An 18,896-nucleotide genomic window follows, 5' to 3' on the forward strand; every position below is an offset into this window, starting at 1 on the left:
CCTGAAACGGCCCGTCCATCAATAGACCATCTCCGTCTCCCGCCCGTTCACCGTCACTTTGCGGGTGGAATGGAGCTTCCACAACGGGGCGGGGAGCGATGTGCGGTAACGCTCGATCGCGCTTTTCAGTCGCTTGTCATTCTTTGGATCCCTGGCCGACAGATCCTGCTCTTCGGCGGGATCGGCCTTCAGATCGTAAAGATGCGACTGGTTCCAGTCGCGCGAGAGCCAGACTTTCTTGTCGCCCTGCCGCGCGGCATAGACCGGCTCCTGCCCCCAGACCAGCAGGCGGTCGGGCTGTGGCTTGCGCGCGGTCGTCACCAGATCATGCCCTTCCAGTTCCCTGGGCAGGGCATGGGCCGGGTCCGCGGCGCGCAGCACCGTTGCCGCAATGTCGAGTGAGGACACCGGGCTGGCGCTGATGCCGCGCGTCCTGAGGCCTGCGGGCCACGAAAATACGAAGGGCACCCGCACCCCGCCTTCCAGATAGGTGAACTTGCCAGCGCCGAAGGGATGGTCGGGATTGCAAAAGCCGAAGCGATGCGGGCAGCCATTATCGGACAGGAACAGGACCATCGTATTGTCCCGCACGCCGCGTTTTTCCAGCGTATCGAGTATCTGGCCCACGCCATCGTCCATCGCCGCGATCATCGCGACATAGGTGCGGCGTACCGGATCCTTGATATGCGCGAACCGGTCATAATAGCTTTGCGGCACCTGCAACGGCCAATGCGGGGCGTTGTAGGCGACATAGGCGAAAAACGGGCTGTTCTTGTCCGCCGTGGCGCGGGTGATGAAATCGACCGCGCGATCGGTGATCTGGTTGGTCAGATAGCGCGAGAAATCGTCCGCCGGGCGCGCGTCCGGGCCTTCCACCATGGCATGATTGCCGGTGCGGGGGCCGATTTCATATTTATCCTCTTTGGTCGGGGTGGTGACGATGCCGGGCGTGGCCGGATCGACATAATTGGTTTCCCCGGCCAGGAAACCGAAAAATTCGTCGAAGCCGCGCCGCGTGGGATAGAATTGCGGGTCCGATCCCAGATGCCATTTGCCAAAGGCAGCGGCGCGATAGCCAAGCGGGCGCAGGCGGTCGGCCAGCGTCTTCTGGTCGACAGGCAGGCCAGCGCCCTTATCGCCTTCATCATTGATATTATAGGTGAAACCAAAACGCTGGGGCATGCGGCCGGTCAACAGGGCCGCCCGGCTGACCGCGCATACCGACGCCGCGACATAGGCGTCCGAAAAGGCGACGCCCGATTGCGCGATCCGGTCTATGTTGGGGGTCGGCGCATCGCGACGGCCATAGGTCGACACGTCCGCCCAGTCGAGATCGTCCACCAGGATGATCACGACATTGGGGGGTGCCGCCGCCGCCACGTCCTTGGCAGGCGTCGGCGTGGCAGGTGTCGGCTGGGGCGTCGCGGTGATCCCGGTCGTCGTCGGCGCGCCCAGCCCGAAGGTCAGGGCGCTGGCGGCCAGCAGCAACGAGGCGAGAGGGCGGCGGGGGCGCTGGACCATCGGGTGGACCCTTTCTTGCGAAGCGATGTCAGGCGGGCAGGACGGCGTCGGCGGATGCGGCGATGGCGCGGCCATAGCCCCGCATGCCCAGCAGCAGGGCGGCGACCGACAGCGGCGAGGCGATGGCGCAGACCAGCGTGATGGCGGCGGGCAAAGCCTGCGGATCGCCGTACCAATAATCGGTCACGAGTGCGATGGCGAACGGCCCGCCAGCCGCGCCGATCAGATTGACGATCAGCATATAGCCCGCCGATACCGACGCCCGCATCCGGTTGGGGGTGATTTCCTGCAAGGCGGCAAGACCACCGCCGAAATTGAACCCTGCAAGGAAGTTCATCGCGCCGATCAGCGCGAGCGACAGGGCCGCGGTCGGCATCTGGGGGAACAATATGGTCACCGGGATCAGGCTGATGAAGCCGAACAGGGCGGCATAGAGATTGCCGCGCGCGATCCCGCGACGCCGCAATGCCGAGGCCGCAAAGCCGCCGATCAGCGTGCCGCTCACGCCGCAGACCGCCGTGATAGTGCCATAGAGGCCGCCAATCTGCGCGGTCGTCAGCCCGAATTTGCGCTCAAGGAAAGCGGGAATCCACGCGCCCGTCGCATTGCCGACCAGGATCATCAGCGCAAAGCCCAGGCTGATGCCGACATAGGCCTGCCAGTGCCGGGCGATGTGCGCGAACAGCACCGGAAAGGGCGGGCTGGGCGCATGGACGCCTTCGCCCCGGCGCGGGGGTTCAGGGACAAGCAGCATGAGCGCGGAGAGCAGCAGGCCTGGCAGGCCGAGCACCAGAAACGCGATATGCCAGCCCTTGGTCTCGCCGATCAGCGGCACGTTCACGATGCTGGATGGCGGCACGACCGTTGCGAGCAGCCCCCCAAGCAGCAACGCCGCCGCCCCGCCGACATAGATGCCCATCTGATAGACGCCCATGGCCGCGGGCAGCCGGTGTTTGGGGAAATAATCGGACAGGATGGAGTAGGCGGCGGGGCTGAGCCCGCCTTCGCCCGCGCCCACGCCGATACGGGCGACGAACAGCATGCCGAAGCTGCGGGCGAGGCCGCACAGGGCGGTCGCGAGGCTCCAGATGAAGATGGCGGCGGCAACAATATTGCGGCGGTTGGCCCGATCCGCCAGCCGCGCGACCGGAATGCCGACCAGCACGTAGAACATGGTGAAGCTGAGGCCGTAAAGCAGGCTCATCGCGGTGTCGCTGACCTGCAAATCTTCCTTTATGGGCTGCACCAGAAGCGCCAGAGCCTGCCGGTCGACAAAGGCGAATGTATTGGCAGCGGCAAGCATGAACGCCGCGAACCACGCCTGACGCGCTGGTGGCCACGTGTCTGTTGTCGTCGACTCCGCCATTTCAACCTCTCCACGAATATGTAACGCTACAAAGCTTGTATCGGCCCTGCTGTCAATATCGGCGTGACCGGACGGACATTCTAACCCCTGTTATCGGGCATATAGAAGCTAGGTAGGCGGCACATACCTATGGATGGACATGCGAAAGCCGATTGACAATCCGCTCAAAAAGTCATTTAGCGGTACATCGAAGCGACTCACGGATCTGGTTCCCAAGTCGCCAAACCGTTGACGTCAAAAATCTCGACATGAGGGGATCTGAAGTGGCCACCTATAAGTGCACGTTAATTCCGGCGGCCTCCGCCCTGGCCATGGGCATGGCGATGCTGGCCATGCCTGCCGTGGCGCAGGACCAGGCAATGCCTGAGAATGAGCCGGGCGAAATCGTGGTCACTGCGCAAAAGCGCGCCGAGCGTCTGCAGGACGTGCCGTTGGCCGTCACCGCCGTGGGCGCGGACACGCTGGCATCGCGTCAGATCAACGACACCAACTCGCTGGTCCAGGCCGTGCCTTCGCTCTCGTTCCAGCAGGGCGCCAACCCCACCAACACCAGCTTCCGTATTCGCGGCGTTGGCACCGCGCTGTTTGGCCAGGGCGTTGAGCCTTCGGTTTCGGTCGTCGTCGATGGCGTGGTCGCCGTGCGTTCGGCGCAGGGCTTTTCCGAACTCGCCGATGTGGAGCGGGTCGAAGTGCTGCGCGGCCCGCAGGGCACCTTGTTCGGCAAGAATGCGTCGGCCGGCGTCATCAGCGTGACGACGGCGCGCCCGTCGCGCGACTTTGAGGGCAAGGGCGACATCACCATTGCCGAGCATAATGAATATCGCGCCCGCGGCACCGTTTCGGGTCCGATCACCGACACGCTGCGCGCCCGCGTTTCCGGCTTCTACAGCGACGTCCAGGGCATCACCCGCAACCTGGCCACCAACAAGTGGACGAACGGGTCGAAGAGCTGGGGCGTGCGCGGCAAGCTGGAATGGGACGCAACCGACAGCCTGACCCTGCTGCTGGCCGGCGAATATCGCAAGACGGACGCCGATTGCTGCGCCTCCACGCTGATCCAGATCCGCAACCCTGTGCTCCAGTCGATCGTCGGGCCGATCAACGCATCGCGCGAGAATCGCGAGATCAACGACGACGCCGAAACCTATGCGAACAGCAAGGCGCAGACCTATTCGTTGCAGGCTGACTGGGATCTTGGCAGCGCCACGATCACGTCGATCAGCGCGTTCCAGAAATATGATCTGGATGTGAACCAGCCGATCGACCGCATTCCCGCGACCTCGCCCATCTTTCTGGGGACGGCTGCCTTCGCGCCCTACACCTTCTGGAACCAGAACCACGGCACGGTCGACCTGAAGGGCTGGTCGCAGGAACTGCGCATCGCCAACAACGGCAATTCCGACCTTAACTATGTCGCGGGCATCTTCTACATGCACAGCGACATCCTGCGTCCCTTCGACCGTCGCCGCGCGCGTTGCACCGCCGGTGTCGTGGGCCAGCCCTGCGCGCCCGCCAACATCGTCTGGCAGTCGTCGGCCAGCCGCATCCGGCTGAAGCAGGACAGCATCGCCGCGTTCGGCCAGGCGGACTATCGCATCGTCGGCGGGCTGCGCGCCATCGGCGGCATCCGCGTGCAGTATGAAAAGGGCACCAACAGCGGCTATCGCATTGCGCCGATCGTCGCGGGTGACGCGATCTTCCCCGGCAATCCGCCCCGCAGCGGCACCTTCTCCGCCAACGACACCGCCGTCACCGGCAAGGCGGGCCTGCAATATGAATTCAACCGCAATGCACAGGTCTATGCCAGCTACACGCGCGGCTATAAGGGGCTGGGCTATGAAATGGAGATTGGCGGCGATCTGGCCAACCAGAAGGCCATTCAGCCTGAGCATGTGAACGCCTATGAAATCGGCTTCAAGGGCAGCACGGCCGACCGTACGCTGAGCATCTCGGCCGCCCTGTTCCAGGCCGACTATTCCAACCTTCAGGTGCAGGCCAACCGGTCCGATCCGACCACCGGTATCATCCAGTTCGTGACCACCAACGCCGGTTCGTCGCGCAGCCGCGGTTTCGAAGTCGAAGCCACGCTGCGTCCGTCCGACTCCTTCTCGGTCAATGCCGCCGTGACCTACGCGCAGTCGCGCATCAACATTGACGGCCTCAACTGCGCATTGCAGCTTCAGGCGGCAGCGCCGGTGCTGAGCGGCACGCCGACCAACATCTGCTATCGCACCGCGCCCGGCGCCACGCCGCAGCAGAATCTGCGCAACCGTCCGTTGCAGGCAAGCCCCGACTGGCGCATCGGCGTGACGCCGCGCTATGACTATGAAGGCGACAATTTCAACGCCTTCGCGCAGGTCAGCGCCAACTTCACCAGCGCGCAGTTCTTCTCGTCGGAACTCGATCCGCTCACGATCCAGCCGGCCTACACGCTGGTCGACGCGACGGTGGGCGTCACCACGTCCGACCACCGCTATGGCGTGACGCTGTTCGTGAAAAACCTGTTCGACGAAAATTACCTGACGAACATCGGTCACAACTCCATCATGTCGACCGTGGCAAATCCGCTGGATCTGGTGGGCACCTATAACAAGGACAGCAGCCGCTACTTCGGGGCAACCTTTAGCGCGCGCTTCTGATCGGGCCGGGAGCCGGGCGATGCGCGTCCGGCTCCTCCACTCCTTTGTTAGGGTACAGCATGCTCCTGGACAGTCTCACGCCGCCCCCGACAGAACCGCTCTCCATCGACGAGGAAGCACGCGCATGGGTGGAGCGCACGCGTGACGCCATGAGCATCGAGGAGATGATCGGGCAACTCTTCATCTTTTCAACGTCACAAGACAGCGCCGAGGAGCTAGGCCCGCTCCTGGCGCTCAAGCCCGGCGGCATCAACCGTTTTCCCCGGAACGACCTCTCCGCGTTCCGCTCCGCGTCCGTCCACGCGATCGAGCAGGCGGTGGTGCCGCCGGTCTTTACCGGCGATATAGAAGGGGGCACGATCAGCTATCCCTTCGCCACGACCGTTCCCAACATCATGGGCATTGCGGCGTGCGACGATCTGGCGACGACAGAAGCCATCGCCCGGCTGGTCGCGCGGGAAAGCCGGGTGCTGGGCTATGACTGGTCCTTTGGCCCGGTGGTCGACATCAACCATGCGTTCCGCAGCGCGATCGTGGGCACGCGATCGTTCGGCTCGCGCCCGGAAAATGTGCTGGCGCAGGCCAGCGTCTATATCCGCGCCTTGCAGGAAGAAGGCGTTGCCGCCTGCCTCAAACACTGGCCGGGCGATGGTTTCGACGACCGGGACCAGCATCTGGTCACCAGCGTCAATCCGCTGTCGGTTGAGGAATGGCACGGCTTGTTCGGCCGCATCTACGGCCAGCTGATCGGGCAAGGGGTGATGACGGTCATGTCCGCCCATATCGCCTTTCCCGCCTATATCCGCGCGCATTTGCCGGACGCGGGGCGCGAGGCGTTCCAGCCCGCGACCGTGTCGCACCTGCTGAACCAGCGCCTGCTGCGCGAGGAACTGGGCTTTAAAGGCCTGATCGTGTCGGACGCGACCGGCATGGGCGGGCTGACCGGCTGGATGGAGCGATCCGAAACGGTGCCGGCGGTGATCGAGAATGGCTGCGACATGTTCCTGTTCAGCCGCGCGCCGCAGAGAGATTATGGCTTCATGCTCGATGGCCTGCGCAATGGCCGGTTGTCCGAAGGCCGCCTGTATGAGGCGGTGACCCGCATTCTGACGCTGAAGGCGCGGCTGGGGCTGCACCGGATCGATCCGGCCGAGCGGATGATGCCGATCGAGGCGATGCGGGACGCCTTGCAGACGCCCGACCATCGTGTCGCCGCGTTGCAGGCCGCCGGGCAGAGCATCACGCTGGTCAAGGATACGCAATCGCTGTTGCCGCTGGCGCCCGCGACCCACCGCCGCGTCGTCATCGTCGCGGAAGAAGGGTTCAGCTTCTGGGACGGCGCCTTGTCGCGCGGCTATGGCCCGGTTCTCGACGAATTGCGCGCCCGCGGCTTCGAGCCGCGGATGCTGGACGTGGACCAGTGGCCGACGCGCGAGGACACCGACCTTGTCCTCTATCTGGTCGGGCAGGAAGCAACGCCCAGCGCGGCGCACATCTTTCTGGATCTGGTGAAGCTGCACGGGTCCAATCGCAAGGCGATGAGCCAGTTCGCGCAGGAAATCCCGACCGCACTGCTGTCGTTCGGGCAGCCCTATTATCTATATGATGCCCCGTATATGAAAACATGCGTCAACGCCTACAGCGCGATCGAGCCGGTGCTGCGCGAAACAGTGCGTCGGCTGACCGGCGAAGCGCCCTTCACCGGCGTCAGTCCCGTTGATCCATTTTGCGGGCAGGAACAGTTGCGTTGGTAAGGAGAGCGATATGACGGTCATGTCCCAGGGTCACGGCGCCAACGATCAGCGCGCCCAGTTGGAGGCGCTATATGCCGCCATGGCCCCCAAAGGGCTGCTGCCGCTGTGGGAAAGCCTGCATGCGCTGGTCCTGGCCGAGCCGCAGTCCCCGGCCAAGCCCTGGCGGTGGAGCTATGACGAGGTGCGCGACCATCTGATGCGCGCAGGCGACATCATCAGCGCCGAACAGGCGGAGCGCCGCGTACTCATTCTGGAAAATCCGGGGCTTGGCGGCCTGTCCGCCATAACCCCCAGCCTGTACGCCGGATTGCAGCTGATCCTGCCGGGCGAGGTCGCACCGTGCCACCGGCATTCCCAGAATGCGCTGCGCTTCGTCATGGAAGGCAGCGGGGCCTTCACCGCGCTGGACGGGGAAAAGGCGGTCATGCAGCCTTTCGACCTGGTGCTGACGCCTGCGGGCCAGTGGCACGACCATGGTAACCAGACCGACCAGCCGATGATCTGGCTCGACGGGCTGGACATTCCCACCGTCCGCCTGTTCGACGCCAGCTTCGCCGAGCGGCTGGATGTCGCTGCCCATCCCGAAACGGTGCCCGCCGGCGACACGCTGACCCGATATGGCCACAATATGCGTCCGTTGCGCGGGAGCCTGGCGGACCGTAGGCCCAGCGCGCGCCCGTTGTTCCATTATCGCTATGCCGACTGGCGGCCCGCGCTGGACGCGATGGCGTCGAGCGCCGAGATCGATCCGCATTTCGGCCATGCGCTGGAATTTCTGAACCCCGCCGATGGCGGCCCCATCCTTTCGACCATTTCCGCGCATGTCCGCCTGTTGCCCGCAGGGTTTGAAACCAGGACGCGGCAGGCGACCGACGGCACGGTGTTCGTGCTGGTCGAAGGCGAAGCGACGCTGGAACTGGGCGATCAGGAAATCCGGCTGGGCGCGCGCGACATGGTTGTCATACCGTCCTGGATTCCCTACCGCTTCCAGGCGCATTCGCAGACGATATTGTTCGGCTATTCCGACAAGGCTTCACAGATGAAGCTCGACCTCTACCGGGAGTGCAACCATTGACCCTCTTGTTCGACCCTCAGTCGCCCGTTCTGGCCCCGACGAGCGACGGCCATGATTTCCCCGTCCGCCGCATTTTCTGCATCGGCCGCAACTATGCCGATCATGCCAAGGAAATGGGCGTCGAGGTGGATCGCGAAGCGCCCTTCTACTTCACCAAATGGGCCGAAACGGTCGTGCCCAGCGGGCCGATCGCCTACCCGACGATGACCGGCAACTATCATTATGAAGCCGAACTGGTCGTCGCCATCGGCAAGGGCGGTCGCGACATTCCCGCCGACAAGGCGGTCGACCATATCTACGGCTATGCCACCGGCCTCGACATGACCCGCCGCGACCTTCAGCTCGACGCGCGCGCCAAGGGGCGTCCGTGGGACGCGGGCAAGAATGTCGAGCAATCCTCCCCGCTCGGCACGCTCCACCCGATCAGCGAGACCGGGGAATTGTCAACCGGCGCCATTCGCCTGACCGTCAATGGCGAGGTGAAGCAGCAGGCCGACCTTGCCGACCTGATCCATCCGGTGTCCGAACTCATCGCCTTCCTCTCGCGCGCCTATCGGCTGGAGCCGGGCGACCTCATCTACACAGGGACGCCCGCTGGCGTCGGCGCGGTCGTGCCGGGCGATGAAATCATCGTGTCGATCGACGGCCTTACCGATACCAGGGTCATGATCACGCCGGTCGCCCATGACTGACATGATCCTGCACGGCTTCTGGCGATCCTCCGCGTCCTGGCGCGTGCGGATCGCCATGGGACTGAAGGGCCTGACATGGTCGGATCGCACCTATCGCTTGCGTGCGGGCGAGCAGCGGTCCGACGCCTATATGGCGATCAACCCGCAGGGGCTGGTGCCAGCGCTGGAAGTGGACGGCACGGTGCTGACGCAAAGCATGGCCATCTGCGAATATCTGGACGAATGCTATCCCGATCCGCCGCTATTGCCCGCCGACCCGCTGATGCGGGCGACCGTGCGGGGGTTCGCACAGGCCGTTGCATGCGATATTCACCCGGTCCAGAACCTCAAGATTCTGCGCATGCTGGCAGCGCGCGGACTGGATGAGGACGCCGTGCAGGGCTGGGCGCGCGAGGTGATCGAGACCGGGCTTGAAGCCTGTTCGCGGCTGATTGCCGATCGGGAAGGGCCATATTGTTTCGGCGATCAGGTGACGCTGGCCGACATCGTCCTGATCCCGCAACTGGGCAATGCCCGTCGCTTTGGCGCGCGCACGGATTTTCCCCGGATCGAGGCTGTGGAAGCGGCCTGCAACGCCTTGCCCGCCTTTGCCGCCGCGCGGCCCGATCGCCAGCCAGACGCCGAGTAGCAATGTCGTTAGCGGGAGACGATCAGGCCCGTGCCGGTCCGGTCGATTGCCGTTCGATCATCTTGTAATCGACGTAGATCGCCAGCGGCTGGGTTTCCGGCGGCTCGCCGCGCAGCGTTGCGACGAGCCGTTCCGCCGCCCGTTCGGCGATCAGGGCCAGCGGCTGCCGGATGGTGGTCAGTTCCGGCCAGATTTTGACGGCGATCGGCGTATCGTCGAAACCCGTGATCGACAGGTCGTCCGGCACCGAAATCTTGTTGCGCAGCGCCACATTCACGAACGCCGCCGCCATGTCGTCATTGCCCGCGATGACGGCGGTGAAATCCCGCTGCGTGGTCAGTACGCGCTCCGCCAGCGCCAGGCCCGCCTCGAACGTCGGGGGCGCTTCCCAGACCAGCTTCATATCGGCGACGACCCCTTCGTCGCCCAGCGCGCGCAGGTAGCCCTTCAGACGGGAGGCCGCCACCAGCGAGGTCGGCAGCGTGACGATGGCGATCCGGCGGTGCCCCTTGCCAAGCAGCATGCGCGTCATTTCATAGGACGCCTGTTCATCGTCGATGCGCACGCAATCCATGTTGCGCAGGTCGCCGCCGGGCGCCAGGCCGATCATCGGCACGTCATGCCTTTCGGGCAGACCAGCAGCGCTGGCGATCTCGCAGATCGGCGGCGGCAGCAACAGGCCGTCAATGCCGCTTCGGATCATCCTTTCGATGCTGCCGACAGGATCGGAGAAGTCGTATATTTCCAGCACCAGCTGCACGCCAAGGCGGGACGTGGCGCGCAGGCTGCCGACCAGCATGGCGCTCAACAGCGCGCTGTCAATGTCGCGGTGGAGCAGGCCGATCCGCAGCGTCTTGGCCGCCGCCAGGCTGCGGGCGGCGGAATTGGGCGTGTAGTTGAGCGCCTTCACCGCCTTCAAAACGGCTTCGCGCGCGACCGGGTTGACGAAGCTCTTGTTGTTGATGACGTTGGAGACCGTCATGGCCGATACGCCAGCCTCCCGCGCGACTGCCGTGATCGTGGGGCCTTTCGCGCCTCTCCGGCGTTTACGGGTAGTGTCCGGGCTCGTCATGTCATCCCTGGTCGGTTGGCGAAGGACATCGTCATAAGCGGGGATTGGCAAACAATCCACACTCTGACGACCAGGCCCATTGGCCGGGCTGGTTCGGCCAATCAGTCACCGCCACGGATGCGGAACTTGGCCGGCTCCTGCTTCAGGACCGGGGTGCCACCGGCCAGCGAGACGCGGAAATTTTCCAGCTGGGGATCGCCCGTCCGCTCCATCTCGGCCAGCATCAGCCGCTTCATCTCATCGACCTTGGCCTTGTAGGCGGGATCGGCGATCAGATTGTTCCGCTGGCCCGGATCAGCCTCCAGATCATAGAGCGCCATGGGATAGCCCATCACATATTGCTTCACGCGCGCGGCGATGCGCGCATCGGTTTCCGCAGCCTTCGCCATGGCGGGGAAGGTGAGGCCCCACATGCTTTCGATCTTGAGTTCGGTCTTGCCGTTCGCCCAGGCGGTGTAATGGAAGGCGTGGCGTTTGTCCTGCAAGGTGCGGGAAGGGTAGAGCATCCCGCTCGACACATAGTCGACATAGGACATGACGAACGGCTTGTCCTGCGCCGCGCCGCCCTTCAGCATCGGAACCCAGGATTGCCCGTCCAGCTCCGCGATCGGCTTGGCCTGCAACAGCTCGATCAGCGTCGGCAATATGTCGAGGTTGGTCGTGAGCGTATCGAAGCGGCGCGGCTTTCCCATGCCGGGGTAGCGCAGCAGCACGGGCGTGCGGATGCCATGGTCATAGACGCTGGCCTTGGCAAAGGGCATCGGCATGCCATGATCCGCCACGAACAGGACAATCGTGTCGTCCCAAGTGCCGCTATCCTTGAGAGCCTTCAGAATATTGCCCACGGCGATGTCGAGGCGTTGCACCGAATTCCAATATTGCGCCATCTCCTCCCGAATATCGGGCAAGTCTTCGAGATTGGCGGGGATCGGAACCTGGCCCGCCTTGAGCGGCCGGGGGATGCGGTAGGGGCCGGTCTGCTCGTGATCGATTTCCTGCGCATCCTCCGCGCCATAAAATGGCCGGTGCGGATCGTTGATGTTGCAGTTGATGAAGAAGGGTTTGTACTGGGCCTGCGCTTCCGTGACGGCGAGGCGGAGCATGTCGGCATGCACCATGGGATGACGGTCCTTGCCTTCCTGCTTTAAGTCCCAGGGGAAGGAGGAGGCGGGCTGCATATGGCCGATCTTGTGGCTGGCGGCGCAATAATAGCCTTCGGCAGCCAGGGTGGTGCATAGCGTCGGCGTACCCTCCCGCATCGGGAAGAAGCCGTTGCCGCCATTTTTGTGCGGCAACAGGCCGCTCATGAACGCCTGGCGCGAGGGCATGCAGATCGGCGCTACGGTACGCACTTGCTCAAAGACATGGCTTTGCGCGGCGAGGCTGTCGAGATTGGGGGTGAGGCCGCGCCGTCCGTTCATGAAGCCGAGCGCCGACCAGTCCACATCATCCGATGTGATGAGCAGCAGATTGTGGCGCTTGCGCGGATCACGCTTCACATAGTCGACCGCCTGGGCATAGCGGGGAAACGCGGCCATGATGGCGGCGGCTGCGCTGGCCTGCAAAAACCTGCGCTTGCGTTGGTTGATCATCCCATCCTCCCTTGCGGCCACCGTCGCGTCACCCTGCGGGGCCGGCCGGTCCGTCACTTGATATGCTGCCTTGTGCAAATGCAGTCTTGCCCACTTCTGCGATATAATCAATATAGCGCTAAATTAAACTGACATTGCGGGACAGGAGGGGGCATGGCCTTGAAAGAGCGGTATCGGGGCGTATTGCTGGCTCCGGCCTGCGTCGCCGGGCTTTTTGCCCTGGCCACGCCGCTGGTCGCCGCCGCGCCTGATGTGCCGCAGTGGCGGGATCTGAACCGCAACAACCAGCTAGACCGCTACGAGGATTCGCACCTGTCGGTGCAGGAGCGGGTCGATGACCTGATGGCGCGCATGACCATCGAGGAAAAAGTCGGCCTGATGGTGCATGCGAGTCTGCCGGGGCATGGATCGGCGATCGGCGTGTCATCGACCGGCTATGACATGGCGCGGGTGCGCGCCATGATCGAGGACGGGAAGATCAACAGCTTCATCACCCGGATCGTGGTGAAGCCGGCGGAATTCGCGCGCCAGAACAATATGGTGCAGAAAATCGCGGAAGGCACAAGGCTGGGCATTCCGGCAACGATCAGCACTGATCCGCGCCACCATTTTCAGGCCACGATCGGCGCGAGCACGACGGGCGGTGGCTTTACCCTGTGGCCCGATACGCTGGGATTTGCGGCGCTGGACGACGCCGATCTCGTCCGCCGGTTTGGGGATATTGCGCGGCAGGAATATCGCGCCGTCGGCATCCATATGGCGTTGTCGCCCCAGGCCGATGTGGGCAGCGAGCCGCGCTGGTCCCGCTTTTCCGCGACATTCGGTTCCGATCCCGCAACCATCTCCCGCCTGGCGGGCGCCTATGTGGAAGGGTTCCAGGGCGGCGCGACCGGCGTGACGCCAATGGGCGTCGCGACCGTGGTCAAGCATTGGGTCGGCTATGGCGCAGAGCCGGAAGGGTTTGACGGGCACAATCATTATGGCCGCAACGTCCATCTGACCGATGCGTCATTTGCCGATCATGTCCGTGCGTTCGATGGCCCGTTGGCGGCAGCGAGCGAGGGCGTGATGCCCACCTATGTCGCGCTGCATGGCCCCTCGATTGGCGGCAAGCCGGTCGAGCCGGTCGGCGCAGGGTTCAGCAAACAGGTGCTGACCGACCTGCTGCGTGGCGAAAAGGCATATCGGGGCCTGATCATTTCGGACTGGTCGATCACGCGCGACTGCCCGGAGACCTGCGTATCGCCGGATGCGAATCATCCCCAGGCGCCGCAGGCGATCGGCATGCCATGGGGCGTGGAATCGCTGAGCGTCGCCGATCGATTCGCCAAGGGCGTGGACGCAGGCATCGACCAGTTCGGCGGCGTGGATGATGCCGCCCCGATATTGGAAGGCGTGCGCAGCGGCGCAATTTCGGTCGAGCGAATCGACGATTCGGCGCGGCGCATATTGGCGCTCAAGTTCCGGCAGGGTCTGTTCGACAATCCCTATGTCGACGAACAGGCCGCTGCCAGGCTGGTCGGCAATGCCGCCTGGCAGAGCGAGGCGGACAAGGCGCAGCGGCAAAGCCAGATCCTGCTGCGCAACGAGGGCGGATTATTGCCGCTGAAGGGGCGCAAGAAAATCTGGCTTTATGGCGTGGATGAGGCTGTTGCGGCTTCGGCGGGCTATGTCGTCGTCAAAGACCCGTCCGAGGCCGACATAGCGCTGGTGCGCGCCGCCACGCCGTTCGAAAAGCTGCACCCTTTTCATTTTTTCGGGTCGCGGCAGCATGAAGGGCGGCTCGACTTCAGGGCCGATGATCCGGCGCTGGTGGCGCTCAAGCGGGCGGCGGCACATGTGCCCGTCATTGCCGCGGTGGAAATGGATCGCCCCGCGGTGCTTACCGCCCTCATGCCGCATGCCAAGGCCGTGCTCGTCAATTTCGGCACCAGCGACGTGGCCCTGTTCGACATAGTGTCGGGGCGCAGTCCGGCCTGCGGTCACCTGCCTTTCGCGCTTCCGGCATCCATGGCCGCGGTCGAACGCCAGCGCGCGGACCTGTCGGACGACGAGGAGGCGCTGTTCCCCAGGGGTGCGGGCCTGTGTCTGAAATGATTTGGCAGTATCCGGGTCGGTATAGGCCAGTGTCTGGCGCGCAAGGCACTGTTGCAAAACTGTATCGCTCGCCAGGCAATCGTGGGCAAGCGTGCAACGATGCGATTGACAGCGCTGCCATATAAAATTACCGCTACATCAACGGGTGAGCCCTCAAACGTCTGAATCGATGTCGGGGCACATAATCAGGCAGGCCAATTCTGACAGGCCGCCGCAACAGGGGAGGGTATCGTGGCTTCACAGCGTCATCGTCATTATCTGGGATTCTTGCTCGCGGGGGCCGCGATGGCATGCTGCGGCGCTGCAATGGCGCAGGAGCAGGCGGGGGAAGCGGATGGCGCAAGCGAAGCCATCATCGTTACCGGTTCGCGCGTGGTTCGTAACGGCGCGGACATGCCCACGCCTGTCACGGTGGTAGGCGCGGACCTGATTGCGCAGACCGGCGCGACGCAGCTGTCGCAGGTCATCAACGACCTGCCCGTCGTGCGCACCGATACCAGTTCGACGACGGCGTTCGTCGGCGGTGGCGGCAACGGCCCCGGCAACAACCTGATCAACCTGCGCGGTCTGGGCGCGGTTCGCACCCTCGTGCTGGTGGACGGGCTGCGCTTTCCCGCGACGACCTTCACGGGCCTGTTCAACACCGATCTCATTCCAAGCTCGCTGGTGTCGCGGCTGGACATCGTCACCGGCGGCGCGTCGGCGGCCTATGGTTCGGACGCTGTGGCCGGTGTCGTCAACATCATCCTCAACAACAAGCTGGAGGGCGTTCGCGCTTCGGCGCAATATGGCGTGACGGACGCTGGCGATGGGGATGAGCAGAAATACTCGTTCGGCGTGGGCCAGAAATTCCTGGATGGCCGTCTGCACATCATCGCCGGGCTTGATTATCAGGACCGGAAAAGGACGGGCAACTGCTATTCGCGCAGCTGGTGCGCCCAGGAATATGGCGTCATGTCGAACGCCAATTCCGCGCAGAACGGCCTGCCGGCCCTGATCATCTCGCCCGACGTGCGTTGGTCCCAGAATACGCCCGCTGGTCTGATCGTCAGTTCCAGGCTGACCAATGCATTTGGCGGGCAACAGGTGTCGGACGATGGCACGACGCTGCTGCCCTTCACCTTCGGCCAGCTCTACGCGCCCAATAACAACCAGATGATCGGCGGGTCGCGCCGCGGCATCAATCCTGCCAGCAGCGCCTTCGATCTTCAGGGGCCGCAAAAGCGCTTGGCCGCCCTCTTCCGGGCGGAAGCGGAACTGAGCGACAATCTGAAGGCGTGGGTGGACAGCTCCTACGGTCAGACGGACAATCAGGGCACGTTCGCGCAGCTGCGTTCGGGTAACCAGAACGCCGCAGGCACATTGCGGGCGGGGCCGCTCAACACCGGCGCGATCACGCTGTCGGTCAACAATCCCTTCCTTCCCGCCCAGCTGCGCAGCCAGATGCAGCAGATCGGCCTGGCGAACGTCAACATCGGCAAGGCGGGCGATGGTCTGCTGGTTCCGATCGTCGACTATCATGTCGAAAGCTATCGGGTCGCCACCGGCCTGAAGGGCGATCTGGGCGGCTGGACCTGGGACGCCAGCTATGTCCGGGGCGTCAGCAAGCTGGACAATGTCGCGCGCAACATCATCAATCAGAATAATTTCTCGCGCGCGGTTCAGGCCGTCAGCGGCACGGGCGCCAATGCCGGCAGGATCGTCTGCGCGGTCAACCAGTCGGTGACGACGGACGCCGCTTGCCAGCCGCTCAACCTGTTCGGCGTCGGCACAGCCAGCGACGCCGCGCTGCAATATGCCTTTGGCACGGCCGTTCAGCGGTCCAGGATCACGCTGGACGATGTCAGCGCGAACGTCCAGGGGCAGCCTTTCGACGCCTGGGGCGGGCCGGTTTCAGTCGCGGCGGGCGCGGAATATCGCACCGAAAGCATCGCGGCGGACGTCGACCCGGTATCGGCCGCTGGTGGCTTCGTTCAGAATTACAGCGCCCTGCACGGACGCAGCAAGGTGTTCGAAGTCTATGCCGAGGCCAATGTGCCGCTGCTGTCCAACGTTCCCCTTGCCGAGACGCTGGAAGTCAATGGCGCGGTGCGGCACGCCCATTATAAATTCTCCAGCCCCGAAGCGCCCCTGGCGGGCGGCGCCGTTGGCCCTGCGGATTCCAGCTTCAACGCGGTCACCTGGAAGCTCGGCCTGGTCTACAAGCCGGTAGACTGGCTGCGGATGCGCGGCACCATTTCGCGCGACTTCCGTGCGCCGAACATGAACGAGCAATATATCCTGCCCAACGTCCAGAACAGCGCGATCCTGGACCCGGCGACCAATACCAGCACGCAGGTCGCCACCCAGTCCGGCGGCAACCCGAATCTGCGCCCGGAAATTTCGCATACCAAGACTTTCGGCGTCACGATCCAGCCTGCGGCGATACCCAATCTCCAGCTGTCGGTTGACTATTATGACATCAAGGTCACCGGCTATATCGCGGCCGTGGGCGGCCCCACCCTGGTCACCCAGTGCTTCCAGGGCGCGCAGGATGCATGCGCCTTCGTCACCCGCGACGCCAATGGCGTTCTGACCTTCATCCGCAACATCTCCGCCAACGCGAACGAGTTGCAGGTCAAGGGCTTCGACGTCGAACTGGGCTATCGCAAGCAGATCGAGAATATCGGTACGCTGGACCTGCGCATCCTGGGCACGGCCTATACGAAGCTGACCTATGTCAACGCGGGATCGCCACTGGACGGCAAATGCCAGAACGGCACCGTCACGCAGCAGGCCTATCCCAGCATGTCCTGCTATCAGATCAACACGCGGGCCACCTTCACCAGCGGGCCGCTGACTTTGGGCATGCAGTCGCGCTATATTCCCAAGGGCAAGTTCGGCACCACCTATGTCGGGCCGCAGGATGACGGCTATAGCCCGACCCTGCCGAACAGCATCAACGACAATCGCGTCAAGGCGGTCACCTATGTCGACGTGAATGCGAGCTATCGCATCATCGACAATGGCCCGCGCATGGTGGAAGTGTTTGGCGCGATCAAGAATGCGTTCAACACCAACCCGCCGGTGGCGCCGGCCAACAATATCGGCACCAACGCCAATCTTTACGACGTGCTGGGTCGCACCTTCCGCGTCGGCGTGCGGATGGCCTACTGATCGGACCAGTGCCGGATAATGGGCCGCCGCGATTTCGATCGGGGCGGCCTTTTCTTTTGAGCCTGCCGGGCATGGCCCCGGATGGCGGGTACGGGGTAATCGTCATCCCGATGCGCAAGCGTGGCGTGCCTGCCCCGCTTTAACGCTAACTATAGCGGCCATGAAACCCGTGCCGCCTTGATGGAGTCGCACTGCGTGGTTGCGCTACATCATGACATTTGCATCTGCCCAACTGCTGCCATAGGCCGTTCGCCCAGCGACAGTCCGTAATGAGGTGAGATTTTTGGTCACGATCTATGATGTGGCGGCCAAGGCCGGCGTCGGCATGAAAACCGTCTCCAGAGTTCTCAACAACGAAGCCCATGTCCGCCCGGCCATGAAGGACCGGGTCATGAAGGCTATCGATGAACTTGGCTATCGCCCCAATCTGGCGGCGCGGCAATTGGCGGCCAGCCGATCCTTCCTGATCACCTTCATATTGAGCGACGTTTTCAGCAGCTATCAGACGAGCATGCTGGTGGCCGCATCGACCGAATGTCGTCTGCGCAATTATCATCTCGTGGTCGAGGTGAGGGATCAGGACGAGACTGCGGAGAGGCTGGTCGAGCGGGTGACGGCCAATCTGCGCCCGGACGGCATCATGCTGGTCCCGCCGCTCAGCAACGACGCCGCGATTGTCAGGGCGATCGAGAGCAAGGGAACCCGGCTGGTCAGGGTCGCGTCCACCCTGTCGGGCTATGGCGACATCGTTCCTGTCAGGGACACGGACGTCAGCCACAAAATGGTGGCGCATATCGCTGCGACGGGAAAGTCGCGCATCGCCCTCATCGCGCCGCCGTTCGACAAGGCCGCCGCCAGCGAACGGGTAACGGGCTATCGGTCCGCCCTTGCCGATGCGCGCCTGCCCTATCGTGCCGACTATGTCGTGAAGGGGGATTTCACTTTCGCGTCCGGCAAGGCCGCCGCCGAGCAGCTTTTGGCCTTGCCCGAACCCCCCGACGCCATTTTCGCCACCAACGACGCGATGGCGCTGGGCGCGATGGCGGCGGCGCGGCAGATCGGCCTGGACATACCCCGCGACATAGCGATTGCGGGCTTCGACGATTCGCCGGGCAGTCGCACCATGTACCCGCCGCTCACGACAGTGAGGCAGCCGATTCCGGGCATGGCGCGCAATGCCATTTCCGTCCTTCTGGGCCATGCCGACGCGCTGGAGGAACTGGTGCCCGAACTCGTCATCCGTGGGTCCACGCAACCGGGAGCGGCTGCCGAGGTGCATGGCGAGGACATGTAAGGCGCGACAT

Annotated in this window: 12 protein-coding genes; 8 read left to right on the plus strand and 4 right to left on the minus strand. The window is 63.9% G+C overall.

Annotated elements, in window-relative coordinates:
* Positions 1-18: 18 nt before the first annotated feature.
* Both CJD35_RS07930 and CJD35_RS07935 read right to left on the minus strand, forming a co-directional pair.
* Positions 19-1,521: a sulfatase family protein gene (locus tag CJD35_RS07930; RefSeq protein WP_100215236.1), complete on the minus strand. Its 1,503-nt coding sequence runs from the start codon at positions 1,519-1,521 to the stop codon at positions 19-21.
* 28 nt (positions 1,522-1,549) lie between these two features.
* Positions 1,550-2,824: a spinster family MFS transporter gene (locus tag CJD35_RS07935; protein ID WP_017183908.1), complete on the minus strand. Its 1,275-nt coding sequence runs from the start codon at positions 2,822-2,824 to the stop codon at positions 1,550-1,552.
* A 326-nt stretch (positions 2,825-3,150) separates the two neighbouring features.
* Here CJD35_RS07935 and CJD35_RS07940 point away from each other — a divergent pair, with 326 nt between their 5' ends.
* Genes CJD35_RS07940 through maiA form a run of 5 tightly spaced genes read left to right on the plus strand, consistent with a single transcriptional unit; the run spans position 3,151 to position 9,675 of the window.
* Positions 3,151-5,526, plus strand: coding sequence for a TonB-dependent receptor (locus CJD35_RS07940; protein ID WP_241763674.1), 2,376 nt, complete (start codon positions 3,151-3,153; stop codon positions 5,524-5,526).
* 59 nt (positions 5,527-5,585) lie between these two features.
* Positions 5,586-7,280 (plus strand): glycoside hydrolase family 3 protein, encoded by a 1,695-nt coding sequence (locus tag CJD35_RS07945; RefSeq protein WP_095686979.1) that lies wholly within the window; start codon positions 5,586-5,588, stop codon positions 7,278-7,280.
* A 10-nt stretch (positions 7,281-7,290) separates the two neighbouring features.
* Positions 7,291-8,355: a gentisate 1,2-dioxygenase gene (gene gtdA / locus CJD35_RS07950; protein WP_017183911.1), complete on the plus strand. Its 1,065-nt coding sequence runs from the start codon at positions 7,291-7,293 to the stop codon at positions 8,353-8,355.
* Positions 8,352-9,047, plus strand: a complete 696-nt coding sequence (locus tag CJD35_RS07955; RefSeq protein WP_017183912.1) for a fumarylacetoacetate hydrolase family protein — start codon at positions 8,352-8,354, stop codon at positions 9,045-9,047. The genes gtdA and CJD35_RS07955 overlap by 4 nt, the downstream gene beginning before the upstream one ends.
* Positions 9,040-9,675, plus strand: coding sequence for a maleylacetoacetate isomerase (gene maiA, locus CJD35_RS07960; RefSeq protein WP_017183913.1), 636 nt, complete (start codon positions 9,040-9,042; stop codon positions 9,673-9,675). Before CJD35_RS07955 ends, maiA begins: the two co-directional genes overlap by 8 nt.
* 22 nt (positions 9,676-9,697) lie before the next feature.
* Here the strand turns inward: maiA and CJD35_RS07965 are convergent, their stop codons facing one another.
* Both CJD35_RS07965 and CJD35_RS07970 read right to left on the minus strand, forming a co-directional pair.
* A complete protein-coding gene (locus CJD35_RS07965; RefSeq protein ID WP_026002534.1) occupies positions 9,698-10,747 on the minus strand; it encodes a LacI family DNA-binding transcriptional regulator in 1,050 nt (349 codons plus the stop codon).
* 101 nt (positions 10,748-10,848) lie between these two features.
* Entirely contained in the window at positions 10,849-12,339 is a 1,491-nt protein-coding gene (locus CJD35_RS07970) for a sulfatase family protein (RefSeq protein WP_017183915.1), read from the minus strand.
* Between the two features lie 153 nt (positions 12,340-12,492).
* On the opposite strand from CJD35_RS07970, the gene CJD35_RS07975 reads away from it, so the two are divergent.
* The 3 genes from CJD35_RS07975 to CJD35_RS07985 all read left to right on the plus strand — a co-directional run bounded on the left by CJD35_RS07975 (position 12,493) and on the right by CJD35_RS07985 (position 18,886).
* The gene (locus CJD35_RS07975; protein ID WP_241763675.1) at positions 12,493-14,436 is read left to right on the plus strand and encodes a glycoside hydrolase family 3 protein; all 1,944 of its coding nucleotides are present in this window, start codon (positions 12,493-12,495) and stop codon (positions 14,434-14,436) included.
* 306 nt (positions 14,437-14,742) lie between these two features.
* Positions 14,743-17,592, plus strand: a complete 2,850-nt coding sequence (locus CJD35_RS07980; RefSeq protein ID WP_017183917.1) for a TonB-dependent receptor domain-containing protein — start codon at positions 14,743-14,745, stop codon at positions 17,590-17,592.
* Between the two features lie 274 nt (positions 17,593-17,866).
* A complete protein-coding gene (locus CJD35_RS07985) occupies positions 17,867-18,886 on the plus strand; it encodes a LacI family DNA-binding transcriptional regulator (protein ID WP_241763677.1) in 1,020 nt (339 codons plus the stop codon).
* Positions 18,887-18,896 lie beyond the last annotated feature (10 nt).

Origin of the sequence: Sphingobium xenophagum (assembly GCF_002288285.1) — a bacterium.
In the GTDB taxonomy this organism is placed as follows: Bacteria; Pseudomonadota; Alphaproteobacteria; order Sphingomonadales; family Sphingomonadaceae; genus Sphingobium; species Sphingobium xenophagum.

Excerpts from the sequence above, each read along its gene's own strand:
- CJD35_RS07930 (WP_100215236.1), bottom strand. The coding sequence starts at position 1,521 with ATGGTCCAGCGCCCCCGCCGCCCTCTCGCCTCGTTGCTGCTGGCCGCC.
- CJD35_RS07935 (WP_017183908.1), bottom strand. The coding sequence starts at position 2,824 with ATGCTTGCCGCTGCCAATACATTCGCCTTTGTCGACCGGCAGGCTCTG.
- CJD35_RS07945 (WP_095686979.1), top strand. The coding sequence starts at position 5,586 with ATGCTCCTGGACAGTCTCACGCCGCCCCCGACAGAACCGCTCTCCATC.
- gtdA (WP_017183911.1), top strand. The coding sequence starts at position 7,291 with ATGACGGTCATGTCCCAGGGTCACGGCGCCAACGATCAGCGCGCCCAG.
- maiA (WP_017183913.1), top strand. The coding sequence starts at position 9,040 with ATGACTGACATGATCCTGCACGGCTTCTGGCGATCCTCCGCGTCCTGG.
- CJD35_RS07965 (WP_026002534.1), bottom strand. The coding sequence starts at position 10,747 with ATGACGAGCCCGGACACTACCCGTAAACGCCGGAGAGGCGCGAAAGGC.
- CJD35_RS07970 (WP_017183915.1), bottom strand. The coding sequence starts at position 12,339 with ATGATCAACCAACGCAAGCGCAGGTTTTTGCAGGCCAGCGCAGCCGCC.
- CJD35_RS07975 (WP_241763675.1), top strand. The coding sequence starts at position 12,493 with ATGGCCTTGAAAGAGCGGTATCGGGGCGTATTGCTGGCTCCGGCCTGC.
- CJD35_RS07980 (WP_017183917.1), top strand. The coding sequence starts at position 14,743 with ATGGCGCAGGAGCAGGCGGGGGAAGCGGATGGCGCAAGCGAAGCCATC.